This window comes from Streptomyces sp. NPDC059866 (assembly GCF_042731325.1).
In the GTDB taxonomy this organism is placed as follows: domain Bacteria; phylum Actinomycetota; class Actinomycetes; order Streptomycetales; family Streptomycetaceae; genus Streptomyces; species Streptomyces flavusporus.
Map to the genome: position 1 here is coordinate 209,661 of NZ_JBHWJT010000013.1, position 13,262 is coordinate 222,922.

Consider the following 13,262-nt stretch of genomic DNA (forward strand, 5'->3'; position numbering starts at 1 on the left):
TCCGTGGGGGATCCTCGATGTCACTCGCCAGCCTGAGACGTGCCGTCACAGAGACCGTCTCCGGGCTCCCCCGCGAGTTCTGGTGGCTGTGGACCAGCACCCTCGTCAACCGGCTCGGCGGCTTCGTCGCCACCTTCATGGCGCTCTACCTGACCCTCGACCGCGGATACTCCGCCTCGTACGCCGGTCTGGTCGCGGCGCTGCACGGGCTGGGCGGTGTGCTGTCCTCCCTCGGCGGGGGTGTGATGGCGGACCGGCTGGGGCGGCGGCCCACCCTGCTCGTCGCCCAGGCGTCCACCGCCGTGTCCGTCGCGCTGCTCGGGTTCATGCACCATCCGGTGGCCATTGCCGCCGTCGCGTTCCTGGTCGGTGCCGCCTCCAACGCCTCGCGGCCGGCCGTGCAGGCGATGATGGCCGACATCGTGCGGCCCGAGGACCGGGTGCGGGCCTTCTCCCTGAACTACTGGGCGATCAACCTCGGCTTCGCCGTGTCCTCCATGGCGGCCGGTTTCATCGCCGAGGTCAGCTATCTCGCCGGCTTCCTGCTGGAGGCCGGGATGACCATGGCCTGCGCGATCGTCGTGTTCGTCAAGCTGCCCGAGTCCCGGCCCGTCCAGACGGTCGCCGCGGCCGAGGAGGAGGCCGTGGGGCTCGGGACCGTGCTGCGCGACGGGCGGTTCATGAGCGTCGTCGGGTTGTCCTTCCTGGTCGCGCTGGTCTTCCAGCAGGGCTCGGTCGGTCTGCCGATCGCGATGGGCGAGGCCGGGTTCGCGCCCGCGGACTACGGCATGGCGATCGCCGTCAACGGTGTCCTGATCGTCGCGCTGCAGATTCCCGTCACGCGGTTCATCGAGCACCGGGATCCACGCCGGCTGCTCGTGATCTCGTCTCTGCTCGCCGGGTACGGGTTCGGGCTGACCGCCTTCGCCGGGTCCGTCGGGGTCTTCGCGCTCACCGTCTGCGTGTGGACCCTGGCGGAGATCGTCAACGCGCCCACGCAGACCGGGTTGGTCGTGCGGCTGTCGCCGGTGCACGGCCGCGGGCGCTACCAGGGCATGTACACCATGTCCTGGTCCGTCGCCGGCCTCGTCGCGCCCCTGATGTCAGGCTTCGTCATCGACCGGTTCGGCGCCGAGTGGCTGTGGGGGCTGTGCGCGGCCGTGGGCACGGCAGCGGCCCTCGGCTACGGCGCGCTGATGCGCCGCCTGCCGGCCGAGGACACGCCGGGCCCCACGGCGCCGACCACCGCGAAGTCCGAGGTCAACGCCGCGTGACGCCCCTCAGGGGTGCATCCGTGCACCCTTGAGGGCCTTGTCCACGGCGTTGCGCGGTCCGTACACCGCGAGCCCCACCAGGTCCAGCTCCGCCGTCGGTACGGCCCGTACGGCCGACCGGTTGTCGCGGTCGTTGCCGGTGGTGAACAGGTCCGAGGTGAACACCGCGCGCGGGAGGGCGCGGGACAGCACGCGCGCGTGCGCCGTGGCGAGGGTCTCCTTCGTGCCCTCGAAGACCAGTACCGGCTGGCGGAACATCGGCAGGTACGGCACGCCGTCGGCGTCCTCGTACGGCTCGCCGATCACCTCGGGGACCGTCGCGCCGAGGCCGCTGACCAGGAAGGCGGTGACGTTGAGCCGCTGCCAGGTCTCCAGGTCCTCCCGCAGCAGGACGGCGATCTTGGTGTCGAAGCGAATGGGTTCGGTGGTCATGGGACGAGACTGCCGACCGACGTACGACGTCGTCTTGTACGTTCTTTGCATGGGCACCGGCAAGGGCTCGGCCGAGCAACAGGACGTCTCCGCCTGGCGCCCGCGGGTCAGCGGCGTCGTGGAGGTCTTCCACGCCCACTTCATCGAGTACGCGTATCCGATGCACGTCCACGAGGCATGGACGCTGCTGATCGTCGACGACGGCGCCGTACGGTACGACCTGGACCGGCACGAGCACGGCACCCCGCACGACACGGTGTCCCTGCTGCCGCCGCACGTCCCCCACAACGGCTCCGCCGCCACCCCGCACGGTTTCCGCAAGCGCGTGCTGTATCTGGACGGCACCCGGCTGGGCGAGGACCTGATCGGCCCGGCGGTGGACTCCCCCGATCTCCGTGATCCCGTACTGCGCCTGCGCGTCGGCCAGTTGCACACCGCGCTCTCCCGCCCCGGCGACGAGCTGGAGGCGGACAGTCGGCTGACCCTCATCGGGGAGCGGCTGCGCGCGCACCTGCGGCCGACGGACAAGCCCGTGCCGGGCACCCGCCGCCCCGACCCCGCCCTCGCCCGCCGGTTGCGCGAACTCCTCGACGAGCGCGTCGTGCAGGGCGTCACCCTCGACGAGGCGACCGGGCTGCTGAACGCTCATCGCGCCCATCTCGTACGGGCTTTCAGCACCGCGTACGGCATCGCCCCGCACCAGTACCTGATGTCCCGCCGCGTCGACCGTGCCCGCCGGCTGCTCCTCGACGGACGGCTGCCGGGCGAGGTCGCAGCGGTGACCGGCTTCTACGACCAGTCCCATCTCACCCGGCACTTCCGGAAGTTGGTGGGGGTGCCGCCGGGGCGGTACGCGAGGACGGCCAAAGAGCAAAGGTGGTGAGGATGGCCGGAAAGTGATGCGGTGCTTCAACCACCGGCCGTAGAGTCCGGCCTCATGGACTGGCATGCCTGGCACAATGCCTACGACATCCCCGACTCCTACTTCGGACAGCGCCTCGCGCTCGTCCAGCACCGCATCCGCCTCGCCCTCGACACCGCTCCGCCGGGCCCGCTCACCGCGGTCAGCCTCTGCGCCGGGCAGGGGCGTGATCTGATCGGTGCGCTCGCCGATCATCCACGGCGCAGCGACGTCCGTGCCCGGCTTGTGGAGCTGGACGAGCGGAACGTCACGGCGGCACGGGGGGCGGCCGCCGCCGCCGGACTGTCCGGCGTCGAAGTCGTCGCCGGCGACGCCTCGTTGACCGACCACTACGCCGGTCTGGTGCCCGCCGACCTCGTCCTGGTCTGCGGCACGCTCGGCAACATCGCCGACGCCGACGTCGAACGCACCCTCGACCACTGCACCCAGCTGTGCCGCAGGGGCGGCACGGTCGTCTGGACGCGCAACCGCAAGGCTCCGGACCTCGTCCCGCAGGTCTGCGCCTGGCTCGAGGAACGCGGATTCGAGCGCCTGTGGGTGTCCGATCCCAGGCTCATGCCGGGCGTCGGGGCCCACCGGTTCACCGGCGAACCCCGGCCGCTCGCGCGCGGAGAGCGCATGTTCACCTTCGTCGGGTACGACACCCTGCGCCGAGGCACGGCGGGCGGGTCTCGTCAGACGACGTCGACGTAGTCGCCCTTGGCCGTCGCGCCGCCCGTCGTGGCCGTCTCACCGAAGGTCCAGCGCCAGTAGCCGTCGGCGGAGGCCGTGACCGTGGTCTTCAGATCACCCGTGGAGCCGGCCCGCACGTACTTGACCGTCGTGTACGTGCTGGTGCCCGCCTTGCGGAACTGCAGCTTGGCCAGCTTGTCGCCGTGACCGACGTACGCGTGCCTCACCCAGTCCGCGCGCGTGGCCCTGCCCGTCACGGTGATCGCCCTGCCCTTCGCGACGGGCTCGGGGGAGGCGTTGACGGTCGCCCGCGCCGCCCGCTTGACCTGCACGCTGCCGAAGCCGGTCAGGTACTCCTCGGCCTTGATCTTGGTGTCCGACTCGTCCCACAGGCGCGCGGCGACGGCGATCTTCCAGCTCGTGGCGTCGTTGTTGGAGTCCAGGGTGTAGCGCGGGTCGATGTACAGCTCGCCGTCGCAGTCCCCTGAGGTCGGGCTGTCGTCGTACGTCGTGACGCTGGCCATGTAGATGCCGCCGTGGTCGGCGCCGGTGGCGGCCGTGGTGTCGTGGTACAGGTAGGGATGCGCGTCAATCGTGGTGGGCGTGTAGCCCGAGGGCCAGGTCACGCGGAAGCTGACGCTGGGGAACTTCTCCTCGCTGATGCCCACGACGATGGGCTTGCCGTTGTTCACGACCATGTCGGTCACCGTGATGCCGGTGTCCGCCGCCTCCGCGGCCGGTGCGGTGAACGCCACGAAGGCGAGCGCTCCCGCGAGCGCGGCGGCGGTGCCGGTTCTGCCTGTGCGCATGCACAACCTCTTTGCTGGTAGGGCTCAACAGCGACTGAGACCGCGGCGGGCCTGCAGAGGTTGTACGGATGCCTGTGCCGAGTCCGTCCCTGGGATCTACTCCTGGGGACGCCGCGTCAGATGCGCGAAGGCATCCAGGTTGCGCGTCGACTCCCCGCGTGACGTCCGCCACTCGTACTCCTTGCGGATCGCCGACGCGAACCCCAGCTCCAGAAGCGTGTTGAAGGCCCCGTCCGCCGCCTGAAGGACCTGGCCGAGCAGCCGGTCGATCTCGTCCGCGGTGACGGCGGCCAGGGGCAGCTTGCCGGTGACGTAGACGTCGCCGAGCGGGTCGACGGCGTAACTCACGCCGTACAGCTTGAGGTTGCGCTCCAGGAGCCAGCGGTGGACTCCCGCCTCGTTCTCGTCCGGGTGGCGGATCACGAAGGCGTTGAGGGAGAGCGAGTGCCGGCCGGCGATCAGGGAGACCGTCGTCGACAGCTTGCGGGTGCCGGGCAGCTTCACGACGTAGTGGCCGGACCCGGGACTCTCCCACTCGAGCTCGGCGTCCTTGAGCACGCCCTCGATGACCTCTGCCGCCTGCTGCTCTGCTGCCGCCATGGTCGGAGCCTACGTCAGCCGTGCAGGGCGCGGGCGCGGCGGCGGTGGGCGTGCAGTGCGGCCGTGTAGACCTCGGCGGTGGCGGTGGCCGAGGCGTCCCAGCCGAAGGAACGGGCGTGCCGGGCGGCGGCCGCCCCCATCCGGGCGGACAGCTGCGGGTCGTCGGCGACATCACGCAGCACGCGCGCGTACGCGGCCGGATCGTGCCCCTGGACGAGGAAACCGGTCTGTCCGTCCCGTACGGCCACCGGAAGGCCGCCGACCGCGGCGGCCAGCACCGGCGTACCGGCCGCCTGTGCCTCTATGGCGACCAGGCCGAAGGACTCGCTGTAGGACGGCATGACCAGCACCGACGCGGCCCGGAACCAGTCCGCGAGCTGGTCCTGGTCCACGGGCGGGCGGAACCGCACCACATCCGCGATACCGAGACGCGCGGCGAGCTTCTGCAGGCCCTCGGGCTTGGCCAGGCCGCTGCCGCTGGGGCCGCCGACGACCGGCACGACGATGCGCGAGCGCAGGTCGGGCCGCTCGTCGAGCAGCACGGCCACCGCGCGCAGGAGCACGTCAGGGGCCTTGAGGGGCTGGATACGGCCCGCGAAGAGGGGGATCAGGGCGTCCTGCGGGAGACCCAGCCGGGCACGTGCGGCCGCGCGGCCGTCGGCCGGGTGGAACCGGCCGAGGTTCACGCCCGGGTGCACCACGGCGACGTCGGCGGGGTCGGCGGAGTAGTGCCGTACGAGCTGGTCGGCCTCCTCGGCGGTGTTGGCGATGAGCCGGTCGGCGGCGGCGACGATCTGGGTCTCGCCGATGACCCGGGCGGCGGGCTCGGGGGTGTCGCCGTCGGCGAGGTTGGCGTTCTTGACCTTGGCCATGGTGTGCATGGCGTGCACCAGGGGGACGCCCCAGCGCTGGGCGGCGAGCCAGCCGACGTGGCCGGAGAGCCAGTAGTGGGAGTGCACGAGGTCGTAGTAGCCGGGGCGGTGGCCGGCCCAGGCCTGCATCACCCCGTGCGTGAAGGCGCACAGCTGCGCCGGGAGGTCCTCCTTGGCGAGGCCCTCATAGGGGCCGGCGTCGACGTGCCGGACGAGGACGCCGGGGGCGAGTTCGACGGACGGCGGGAGTGCGGCGGTCGTGGCCCGGGTGAAGATCTCGACCTCGATGTTGATCGCGGCGAGGCGCTGCGCGAGCTCCACGATGTAGACGTTCATGCCGCCGGCGTCGCCGGTGCCGGGCTGGTGGAGGGGGGACGTGTGCACGGAGAGCATGGCCACACGGCGCGGTCGGCGGTGCCCCAGCCGAAGCCGCGGCGGCGCCGCCGGGGAGCGGCGACCGAGCCGGCTGACGTATTGGCTCACGTCGCGTTCCTCCTTGCCGCGGGCACGCCTCGGGGAGGACGTGCGGGTCCTCGAAGGGTGGCAACGCCGGAGGGAGCCGCTCCATTTCCACACGAGGTGTTTTTGCCGAATCATTACCGAGTGTCGCTCAACCGTTCGACGAATGTGACGTGCACCAACGCCGGGCAACCAGAAACCCCCGACCACTTACCCTCGACTGCATGACGCCCCGCGCAGCGACCCTCCCCCACCCTCGGCTTCGCTCGAGCGGGGGGACCCCCGTCGTGGGAACGGTGACGCGCGGGACGACCAACCCCAACCGCCTCCGCCGTATGGACCGCTGGATCGCGGCGACACACGGCGCCGACCTCCGCCGCGCCGCCGACCCCGTCGCCGTCGACCTCGGCTACGGCGCCGCCCCCTGGACGGCCGTGGAACTGCTCACCCGCCTGCGCGAGACAGCACCACGCGCGCGCGTGGTGGGCGTCGAGATCGACCCGGCCCGGGTCACGGCGGCACAGCCGTACGCACGCGACGGCCTCGCCTTCCGGCACGGCGGCTTCGAGATCCCGGTCCCGCAGCGGCCGCACCTCATCCGCGCGGCCAACGTCCTGCGGCAGTACGACGAGGCGGAGGTCGCCGCCGTCTGGGCGCGGCTGTGCGCCCGGCTCGCGCCCGCCGACCCGGCGACCGGTACGCGGGGCGGACTGCTGGTCGAGGGGACCTGCGACGAGATCGGGCGGCGGCACGTCTGGGTGGCCCTCGGCCCCGAGGGCCCGCGCACGGTCACCTTCGCGACCCGGCTGGGATCCCTGGAGCGCCCCTCGGACCTGGCGGAACGTCTGCCCAAGGCGCTGATTCACCGCAACGTCCCCGGCGAGGCGGTGCACACCTTCCTGCGCGACTTCGACCGCGCCTGGGCCGCCGCCGCACCCTACGCCTCGTACGGGGCCCGGCAGCGCTGGATCCGGACGGTGCGGGACCTGACGGCCGACTGGCCGGTGACGGACGGGCCGGCCCGCTGGCGGCAGGGCGAAGTGACCGTGCGCTGGGCCGCACTGGCGCCCAGGATGTGATCACTTTCCCCCTCGTTTCCCTACCCGGGCCGGGGATGCGGAACGATCTCGGTGAGTCGTTCGTCACAAAGGGCGGGGAGATCGTCGTACGACGGGCGGAATGGGGGAGGGAGTCACTGCCTCTGTCGTTTTGCGCCGCGGCATGGCACGATCCCCGACGTTACTGACGGTGCATCAGTTTGGGGGCAGGGGTATGGCAACGCGCAAGCGCAGCCTGATCGCGGCGGCAGTGACCGTGGTCTGTGCGGTCACCGTGCTGGCGGCGCCCGGCACGGCGTTCGCGGCCCCGGATCCCACCCCGTCGCCCTCGTCGACTTCCTCGACCCCGGTGTCCACCGAGGAACTTGAGACCGTCCGCAAGAAACTCGACAAGCTCTACCGGGCGGCGTCCTCCGCCACCGACGCCTACAACGCGGCGGAGGAGAAGGCCGAGCAGCAGTCCGCCGAGATCGTCGCCCTGGCCAAGAAGATCGCCAAGGGGAAGGAGAAGCTCCGGGAGTTGAAGAAGCGCGCGGGCGCCGCAGCCGCCGCCCAGTACCGCACCGGCGGACTCCCGCCCGAGGCCCACCTGATGCTGAGCGACGACCCGGAGGAGTTCCTCGACGGCACCGGCCGCGTCCGCCAGGGGGAGCGCGCCACCAGGCACCTCATCGAGGAAATGACCCGCACCCAGCAGGACTTGGAGCTGTACGCCAAGGACGCCTCCGCCCAGTGGGCGAAGCTGGAGGCCAACCGCAAGGCGAAGGCCGCCGCCCAGAAGAAGATCGAGAAGCAGATCGCGGCGGCCGAGAAGCTGGAGTCCCAGCTGGAGAAGGAGGAGCTGCAGCGCCTGGCCGAGCTCGAGGAGCAGGCCGCCTACGAGGCACAGACCACCTGGCTCAGCTCCGGCATCCTCGACGAGCTGCACGGCACCGCCACCGAGCAGAGCAAGAAGGCCGTGGAATTCGCGACGGCCCAGATCGGCAAGCCGTACGAATGGGGCGCCGAGGGCCCGAAGACCTACGACTGCTCCGGACTGACCTCCCAGGCGTGGGCGACGGCCGGCAGTGTGATCCCGCGCACCTCGCAGCAGCAGTGGAAGCAACTGAAGCACATCGACATCGAGGACATGCGCCCGGGCGACCTGATCATCTACTTCGACGACGCCAGCCATGTCGGGATGTACGTGGGCGACGGCGCGATGGTGCACGCCCCACGACCGGGGCGGGCGATCACGATCGCGGGTGCCGGATCGATGCCGATCCTCGGGGTTGTACGGCCGGACGCGGGCTGAGAGGACGCACGGCGGACTCGGGCCGAGGGACGTACGGCGGACATGGCCGACGGGAGTACCGCCAACTCGTGAGCTGGGCCACGTGACCCACTCCACCCCGTGCCGCCCCCTCAAACCCCCGGCAGACGTGACCTTCGTCATCCTCAGCAGCGCACCACCCTGCCCAACTGCGGTATAGAACGCGGCATATGACAGTGGCCGCATCCGGAGCGGCGTGGCTCACACCATTCCTTTGCGGCGCCGACACCCGCTATGGTCCCGGTCGGTGGGTCGAGGTCCCTCGCCCCGCCGTGCCCTCGGGGGGAGGGAAGGAACTCAGGACAATGCCCGTACCCGTACCGCGGCAGAGAGCGATCCCGGCCGTGGAAAGTGGTCAGGCGCAGGCCGTGTCGACAGTCGGCGGCCACTCCGGTGCTTCCGGTGCATCCGGCGCAGAGACCGCATACAAGGAAAAAACCGCCGAGAACACCACCAACACCCTCGTCGGCTCCGACACGATCAGCACCAACCTGACGCTGCTGCTGATCGAGGACGACCCCGGCGGCTCGCCGATCGTGCCCGAACTGCTCGATCAGGCCGGCAAGCCGATCCGCGTCCGTACCGCCCGCAACCTCACCGAGGCCGAGCGGCTGCTCACCGACGATGTCCACTGCATCCTGCTGGACCTCGCGCTGCCGGCGCCCGGCCGGGCGGACGACAGGGACGACGAGCTGTCCGTGCTGCGCCATGTGCTGGAGCTCGCGCCCCGGCACGCCGTCCTCGCCCTCACCGCGTCCGGTGACGCCGAGCGCGGCGCCGAGGCGGTGCGGGTGGGCGCCCAGGACTACCTGTTCCGCGACGAGCTGGACGGCCGCCTGCTGAGCCGGGCGATCCGTTATGCGGTGGAGCGGAAACGTTCCGACACGGCCGAGCGGCGGCTCGCCGAGGGCCGGATGCGCGCCCAGGAGAACCGCCGGCTGGAGCGCGGGCTGCTGCCCACGCCGCTCCTCGACGGCTCCCCGCTGCGCTTCGCCGCCCGCTACCGCCCCGGCCGCTCACGCGCCCTGCTCGGCGGCGACTTCTATGACGTCGTGCGCACCCCGGACGGCACCGTGCACGCCATGATCGGCGATGTCTGTGGCCACGGCCCGGACGAGGCGGCGCTCGGCGTGGAGCTGCGCATCGCCTGGCGCGCGCTGACGCTGGCGGGGCTGTGCGGGGACGAGCTGCTCGGCACGCTGCAGCAGGTGCTGGAGCACGAGCGCTCGGACGACGAGATCTTCGCGACGCTGTGCACAGTGGACATCGCGCCGGACGGCCGCCGCGCGGGCCTGTGCCTTGCGGGGCACCCGGCTCCGCTGATCGCCCGTCCCGGCCGGCCCGCCCGGCTGCTGCCGTACGACAACAACGGCCCCGCCCTCGGACTGCTGCCGGGTGCCCGCTGGCCGCGGATGCAGGTGGAGCTGGGCCGGGAGTGGAGCCTGATGCTCTACACCGACGGTCTGATCGAGGGCCACATCGGCCAGGGCCGCGAGCGGCTCGGCCAGGACGGCATGGTCGAGATGATCCGCCGCCAGCTGGCCCAGGGCCTGAGCGGCGAGGAGCTGCTGCGGGCGGCGGTCAACGAGGTCCGCCAACTCAACGGCGGCGAGCTGGCGGATGACGTGGCGGTACTGCTGCTGGACAGGGTGCCGTAACCTCCGGCGGCCATGGCGCGGTGGGCCGTGGTGCCGTCCGCCGTCGTACGACCGGCGGCCTGGGCTGCCGGCCGTCGCCGTACGCCCGTATCACCGCCCGTCGCGTACGGCTTACCGCCCTCCGTTGTACGGCCCGTACGGCCCGTCACTGCTGGAGCCTCTGCGGGCGCGGCCGCCGCCGGGCAGGCCGCGCAGGGCGGGGCGTACGTCGACCATGTACACGATGGTCGCGATGAGCCCGATGATGGGCAGGAACGACAGGATGTTGAAGATCAGGTTCACCACGAAGGCGAGCCCGAGGATGATCAGCCAGAACGGCTTGGTCTGCTTGTCGGCCGCGCGGTAGGCGTCCTCTCGGCGCGTGGCCGCGTCGATCAGCGCGAAGCCGCTGAAAAGGATCAGGGCCATGCTCAGCAGCCACATGAACCCTGCGAACCCCTGCATCAGCACAACGTCCACCACCCGACTCGGCTAGTCCTACGCGGTCACCGTACCCGCAACCGCAGGCCCGTTACCCGAAGAACGGGCCGGGCACCCCAGGAGTGCCCGACCCGTTACAGGTCACCCGTTCGTGTCACTCAGCGTGATCGCGGACGGTGTCACTTCGCCGGCGGTGTGGTCTTCTTCGCCGTCGTCTTGCGGGCCGGGGCCTTCTTCGCCGCGGTCTTCTTCGCCGGAGCAGCCTCGGTCCCGGCCGCGGTCTTGGCCGCGGCGGGCTTGTCCTCCTTGACCTCGACCGGCTCGGCCTTCGGCTCGACGGCCACGGCCAGCTCCTCGATCTCCTCGGCCGCCTCGCCGCGCCAGGTCTTCACGGCCTGCTCGCCGTGCTCGGCGACCTTCTCGTAGGTCTCACGGGCCTTCACGGCGTACTCGGCGGCCACGCCGACGCTGCGCAGGGCGAGGTCCTGGGCGGTCTCGCCGAGCTTCTTCAGGTCGGCGTCGATCGTGCTGCCGAGCTTCTTCAGATCCGCGTCGAGGGAGCCGAGGAACTCGTTGACCTTGTTCTGGAAGGTCTCCTGCGTCTCCTTGACGCGGACACCGGCCTCCTTGGCGCGGGCGCTGGCCTTCTCCTGGACGGCCTTGGGGTCGGTGTTGCGGACGGCCTCGATACGGGCCGGGGCCTCGGCGCGCAGCTGCTCGACCAGGCCCGGCACCTTCCTGGCCTGCTGGAGGGCCAGGTCGGCGGTGCCGGCGGCGAAGTAGAGCGGCCTCGGGTCGCTGAGGGTCTTGCGCAGGTCGTCGGTGATGGCCATGGTGCTGGTCCTCCCGGTGGCTTTCTCTTGAGGGTTTGGGGTCCCGCAGCCGGTCAGCCGCCCGGCCGGGCGTTCCGCTCGCTCAACCGGCGGTCCGCCGCTGCGGGTCGGCGTCGCTGCCGTCGGCCGTGCGGGGGCCGCGTACGCCGGTGTCGCTGTCGTGGGCGTCGCCCCGAACGTCATCGTCCTGAACGTCATCGACCTGAACGCCGTTGTCCTGAAGGTCCTCGCCCGGAACGCTCTCGAAGCCGTTCTCCTTGCGAAACGACTCGTACACCTGGAGCAGCACCTGCTTCTGCCGCTCGTTGAGGGTGGGGTCGGCGAGGATGACGGCGCGCGTCTCCACCTCGTCCCGGTCCCGCTCGGCGTCGAGGATCCCGGCCCGCACGTACAGCGTCTCGGCGGAGATCCGCAGCGCCTTGGCGACCTGCTGCAGCACCTCCGCGCTCGGCTTGCGCAGCCCGCGTTCGATCTGGCTCAGATACGGATTGGACACCCCGGCAGCGTCGGCGAGCTGCCTGAGCGACAGCTGCGCGTTGCGCCGCTGCTCGCGCAGATACTCACCGAGATTGCCGACGTTGAGCGTTGCCATACGTCCACCTTGCCGCGCCGCGCTAACTTTTGCAAGCATCCTGCTTGCAAAAGTGCGCCAGGCCACCTACCCGCGGCTGCGCCGGCGCCGGATGCTGTCCCGTCTCTGCGAAGTTGAGGCAGTCCCGGTCTTCGTGAGGCATCCGGCCGCACGTCTCGCTCAATCTCGGGCACCTGGTGCGACGTCTCGATCAATCTGAGGTGCCGACCTCTTCCGCCCCCTACGGTCGTTCCACCTGGTCAGCGCCGAGTGGGGGTGACTGGTGGAAGCGGAGGACTTCCGGCTGGAGTACGCCGATGCGCGAGGAGAGGTGCACGGTGGGCCGCTTGAGGTGATGTGGCCGACCCGGTTCGAGGCGGCCGGTCAGGTTCGTGGGTTCCCTTCGTATCGTGGGCAGCGGAGCTTCTCGGGCTGGTATTGGGCTGCGGCCTGCGCTGAGCTGGTGGATTACGAGTCCTGGGCGGAACTCGGGCACCTGATGCGGCTGGATGCCGAGCCGGACGTGGTGGCGGTGGCCTCGCAGCCGTTCCGGCTGTCGTGGCGGTACGGCGGCCAGGGTCGGCGGACCAAGCACACGCCGGACTACTTCGTGCGCAGGCGGGACGGCACGGCCGTCGTACTGGATGTACGCCTGGACGAGCGCATCGAGCCCGAGGACGCGGTGAAGTTCGCAGCGACGGCTACTGCCTGCGCCCGGGTCGGCTGGGGCTACGAGCGGGTCGGAGTGCTCGATCCGGTGTCGGTGGCGAACCTGCGATGGCTGGCTCTGTCCATGAAAAGGGACAGCACTTCGACGTTGGTTCGGGAGGCACCTGGCCGCCAGAGTCGGAGTGGATTGTTCACGGCTTCCGACAGCACTGGACCTTCGTGCCGACGCCAAGACCGGCCTTGCTCGGCCCGGTCACAGCAGCGGATCATTCGCAGATGAGACCCGAAGTCCAAGCCTTCGTTGCTGGCGGCCCACTACCCGACTGGGACGCCGATGAGGACGAGATCGACCGGCGCGTCAAGCAACTCGAAGCCATCTCCAAGCCCGTCACGGCCGACGAAGCGCAGGCCCTGGCCAGCTGCTTCGGCCCGGATGACTGCTATGGCGTCGCCTGGACGCTGCTGCACCTCATCGAGACCGGCCCCGGCCCGGTCCCTGTAGTACAGCCGCTTGGCCCGGACGCCGACGAATGGCACCACACACTCTGGAATCGGTGGGGAAGCCCAGAGATCCCCGACGACGGTTCGACGAGGTGAAGCCCTGGCCTGCAGGTGCGGCGGGTGCGATGAGGTGCTGTCCGTTCTCATGGACATCGACCTCGCCCCGATCCGAGTGCCTCCCGGGACGATGAACAACCGCT

Annotated in this window: 15 protein-coding genes; 8 read left to right on the plus strand and 7 right to left on the minus strand. The window is 70.8% G+C overall.

Going from position 1 to position 13,262, the window contains the following annotated elements:
* Positions 1-17 precede the first annotated feature (17 nt).
* Entirely contained in the window at positions 18-1,274 is a 1,257-nt protein-coding gene (locus ACFV7R_RS21710) for an MDR family MFS transporter (protein ID WP_385265747.1), read from the plus strand.
* 6 nt (positions 1,275-1,280) lie between these two features.
* Here the strand turns inward: ACFV7R_RS21710 and ACFV7R_RS21715 are convergent, their stop codons facing one another.
* Complete coding sequence (locus tag ACFV7R_RS21715) at positions 1,281-1,706, minus strand: DUF2000 family protein (protein ID WP_385265749.1); 426 nt, start codon at positions 1,704-1,706, stop codon at positions 1,281-1,283.
* A 49-nt stretch (positions 1,707-1,755) separates the two neighbouring features.
* Between ACFV7R_RS21715 and ACFV7R_RS21720 the strand changes: the two genes are divergently transcribed.
* The gene (locus tag ACFV7R_RS21720; protein WP_385265752.1) at positions 1,756-2,589 is read left to right on the plus strand and encodes a helix-turn-helix domain-containing protein; all 834 of its coding nucleotides are present in this window, start codon (positions 1,756-1,758) and stop codon (positions 2,587-2,589) included.
* Positions 2,590-2,643: 54 nt separating this feature from the next.
* Positions 2,644-3,321, plus strand: a complete 678-nt coding sequence (locus ACFV7R_RS21725) for a class I SAM-dependent methyltransferase family protein (RefSeq protein WP_385265754.1) — start codon at positions 2,644-2,646, stop codon at positions 3,319-3,321.
* On the opposite strand, the gene ACFV7R_RS21730 is transcribed toward ACFV7R_RS21725, so the two are convergent.
* The 3 genes from ACFV7R_RS21730 to mshA form a co-directional block, all read right to left on the minus strand.
* Entirely contained in the window at positions 3,303-4,109 is an 807-nt protein-coding gene (locus ACFV7R_RS21730; protein WP_385265756.1) for a hypothetical protein, read from the minus strand. The two genes, ACFV7R_RS21725 and ACFV7R_RS21730, sit on opposite strands and share 19 nt — an antisense overlap.
* 96 nt (positions 4,110-4,205) lie before the next feature.
* Positions 4,206-4,709, minus strand: a complete 504-nt coding sequence (locus ACFV7R_RS21735) for a YbjN domain-containing protein (RefSeq protein WP_385265759.1) — start codon at positions 4,707-4,709, stop codon at positions 4,206-4,208.
* A 14-nt stretch (positions 4,710-4,723) separates the two neighbouring features.
* A complete protein-coding gene (mshA, locus tag ACFV7R_RS21740) occupies positions 4,724-6,064 on the minus strand; it encodes a D-inositol-3-phosphate glycosyltransferase (protein WP_385265761.1) in 1,341 nt (446 codons plus the stop codon).
* A gap of 263 nt (positions 6,065-6,327) precedes the next feature.
* Between mshA and ACFV7R_RS21745 the strand changes: the two genes are divergently transcribed.
* From ACFV7R_RS21745 to ACFV7R_RS21755, 3 genes are all read left to right on the plus strand, one after another.
* A complete protein-coding gene (locus tag ACFV7R_RS21745) occupies positions 6,328-7,119 on the plus strand; it encodes a class I SAM-dependent methyltransferase (protein ID WP_385265763.1) in 792 nt (263 codons plus the stop codon).
* A 193-nt stretch (positions 7,120-7,312) separates the two neighbouring features.
* Positions 7,313-8,392 (plus strand): NlpC/P60 family protein, encoded by a 1,080-nt coding sequence (locus tag ACFV7R_RS21750; RefSeq protein ID WP_385265766.1) that lies wholly within the window; start codon positions 7,313-7,315, stop codon positions 8,390-8,392.
* Positions 8,393-8,715: 323 nt separating this feature from the next.
* A complete protein-coding gene (locus tag ACFV7R_RS21755) occupies positions 8,716-10,068 on the plus strand; it encodes a PP2C family protein-serine/threonine phosphatase (protein ID WP_385265768.1) in 1,353 nt (450 codons plus the stop codon).
* A 111-nt stretch (positions 10,069-10,179) separates the two neighbouring features.
* Here the strand turns inward: ACFV7R_RS21755 and ACFV7R_RS21760 are convergent, their stop codons facing one another.
* The 3 genes from ACFV7R_RS21760 to ACFV7R_RS21770 form a co-directional block, all read right to left on the minus strand.
* Positions 10,180-10,512: a DUF2516 family protein gene (locus ACFV7R_RS21760; RefSeq protein ID WP_385265771.1), complete on the minus strand. Its 333-nt coding sequence runs from the start codon at positions 10,510-10,512 to the stop codon at positions 10,180-10,182.
* Positions 10,513-10,667: 155 nt separating this feature from the next.
* A complete protein-coding gene (locus ACFV7R_RS21765) occupies positions 10,668-11,321 on the minus strand; it encodes a hypothetical protein (protein WP_385265773.1) in 654 nt (217 codons plus the stop codon).
* 82 nt (positions 11,322-11,403) lie between these two features.
* Positions 11,404-11,913: a helix-turn-helix domain-containing protein gene (locus tag ACFV7R_RS21770; RefSeq protein WP_129798526.1), complete on the minus strand. Its 510-nt coding sequence runs from the start codon at positions 11,911-11,913 to the stop codon at positions 11,404-11,406.
* Between the two features lie 262 nt (positions 11,914-12,175).
* On the opposite strand from ACFV7R_RS21770, the gene ACFV7R_RS21775 reads away from it, so the two are divergent.
* Positions 12,176-12,841 carry a TnsA-like heteromeric transposase endonuclease subunit gene (locus tag ACFV7R_RS21775; protein ID WP_385265776.1) on the plus strand — a complete coding sequence of 222 codons (666 nt, stop codon included), beginning with the start codon at positions 12,176-12,178 and terminating at the stop codon, positions 12,839-12,841.
* Entirely contained in the window at positions 12,838-13,158 is a 321-nt protein-coding gene (locus tag ACFV7R_RS21780) for a hypothetical protein (protein WP_385265779.1), read from the plus strand. Before ACFV7R_RS21775 ends, ACFV7R_RS21780 begins: the two co-directional genes overlap by 4 nt.
* The last annotated feature ends 104 nt before the right edge of the window (positions 13,159-13,262 follow it).

Coding starts and splice junctions, on each gene's coding strand:
- ACFV7R_RS21730 (WP_385265756.1), bottom strand. CDS start 4,109: ATGCGCACAGGCAGAACCGGCACCGCCGCCGCGCTCGCGGGAGCGCTC.
- ACFV7R_RS21765 (WP_385265773.1), bottom strand. CDS start 11,321: ATGGCCATCACCGACGACCTGCGCAAGACCCTCAGCGACCCGAGGCCG.
- ACFV7R_RS21755 (WP_385265768.1), top strand. CDS start 8,716: ATGCCCGTACCCGTACCGCGGCAGAGAGCGATCCCGGCCGTGGAAAGT.
- ACFV7R_RS21770 (WP_129798526.1), bottom strand. CDS start 11,913: ATGGCAACGCTCAACGTCGGCAATCTCGGTGAGTATCTGCGCGAGCAG.
- ACFV7R_RS21750 (WP_385265766.1), top strand. CDS start 7,313: ATGGCAACGCGCAAGCGCAGCCTGATCGCGGCGGCAGTGACCGTGGTC.
- ACFV7R_RS21735 (WP_385265759.1), bottom strand. CDS start 4,709: ATGGCGGCAGCAGAGCAGCAGGCGGCAGAGGTCATCGAGGGCGTGCTC.
- ACFV7R_RS21720 (WP_385265752.1), top strand. CDS start 1,756: ATGGGCACCGGCAAGGGCTCGGCCGAGCAACAGGACGTCTCCGCCTGG.
- ACFV7R_RS21780 (WP_385265779.1), top strand. CDS start 12,838: ATGAGACCCGAAGTCCAAGCCTTCGTTGCTGGCGGCCCACTACCCGAC.
- ACFV7R_RS21760 (WP_385265771.1), bottom strand. CDS start 10,512: ATGCAGGGGTTCGCAGGGTTCATGTGGCTGCTGAGCATGGCCCTGATC.
- ACFV7R_RS21715 (WP_385265749.1), bottom strand. CDS start 1,706: ATGACCACCGAACCCATTCGCTTCGACACCAAGATCGCCGTCCTGCTG.
- ACFV7R_RS21710 (WP_385265747.1), top strand. CDS start 18: ATGTCACTCGCCAGCCTGAGACGTGCCGTCACAGAGACCGTCTCCGGG.
- ACFV7R_RS21725 (WP_385265754.1), top strand. CDS start 2,644: ATGGACTGGCATGCCTGGCACAATGCCTACGACATCCCCGACTCCTAC.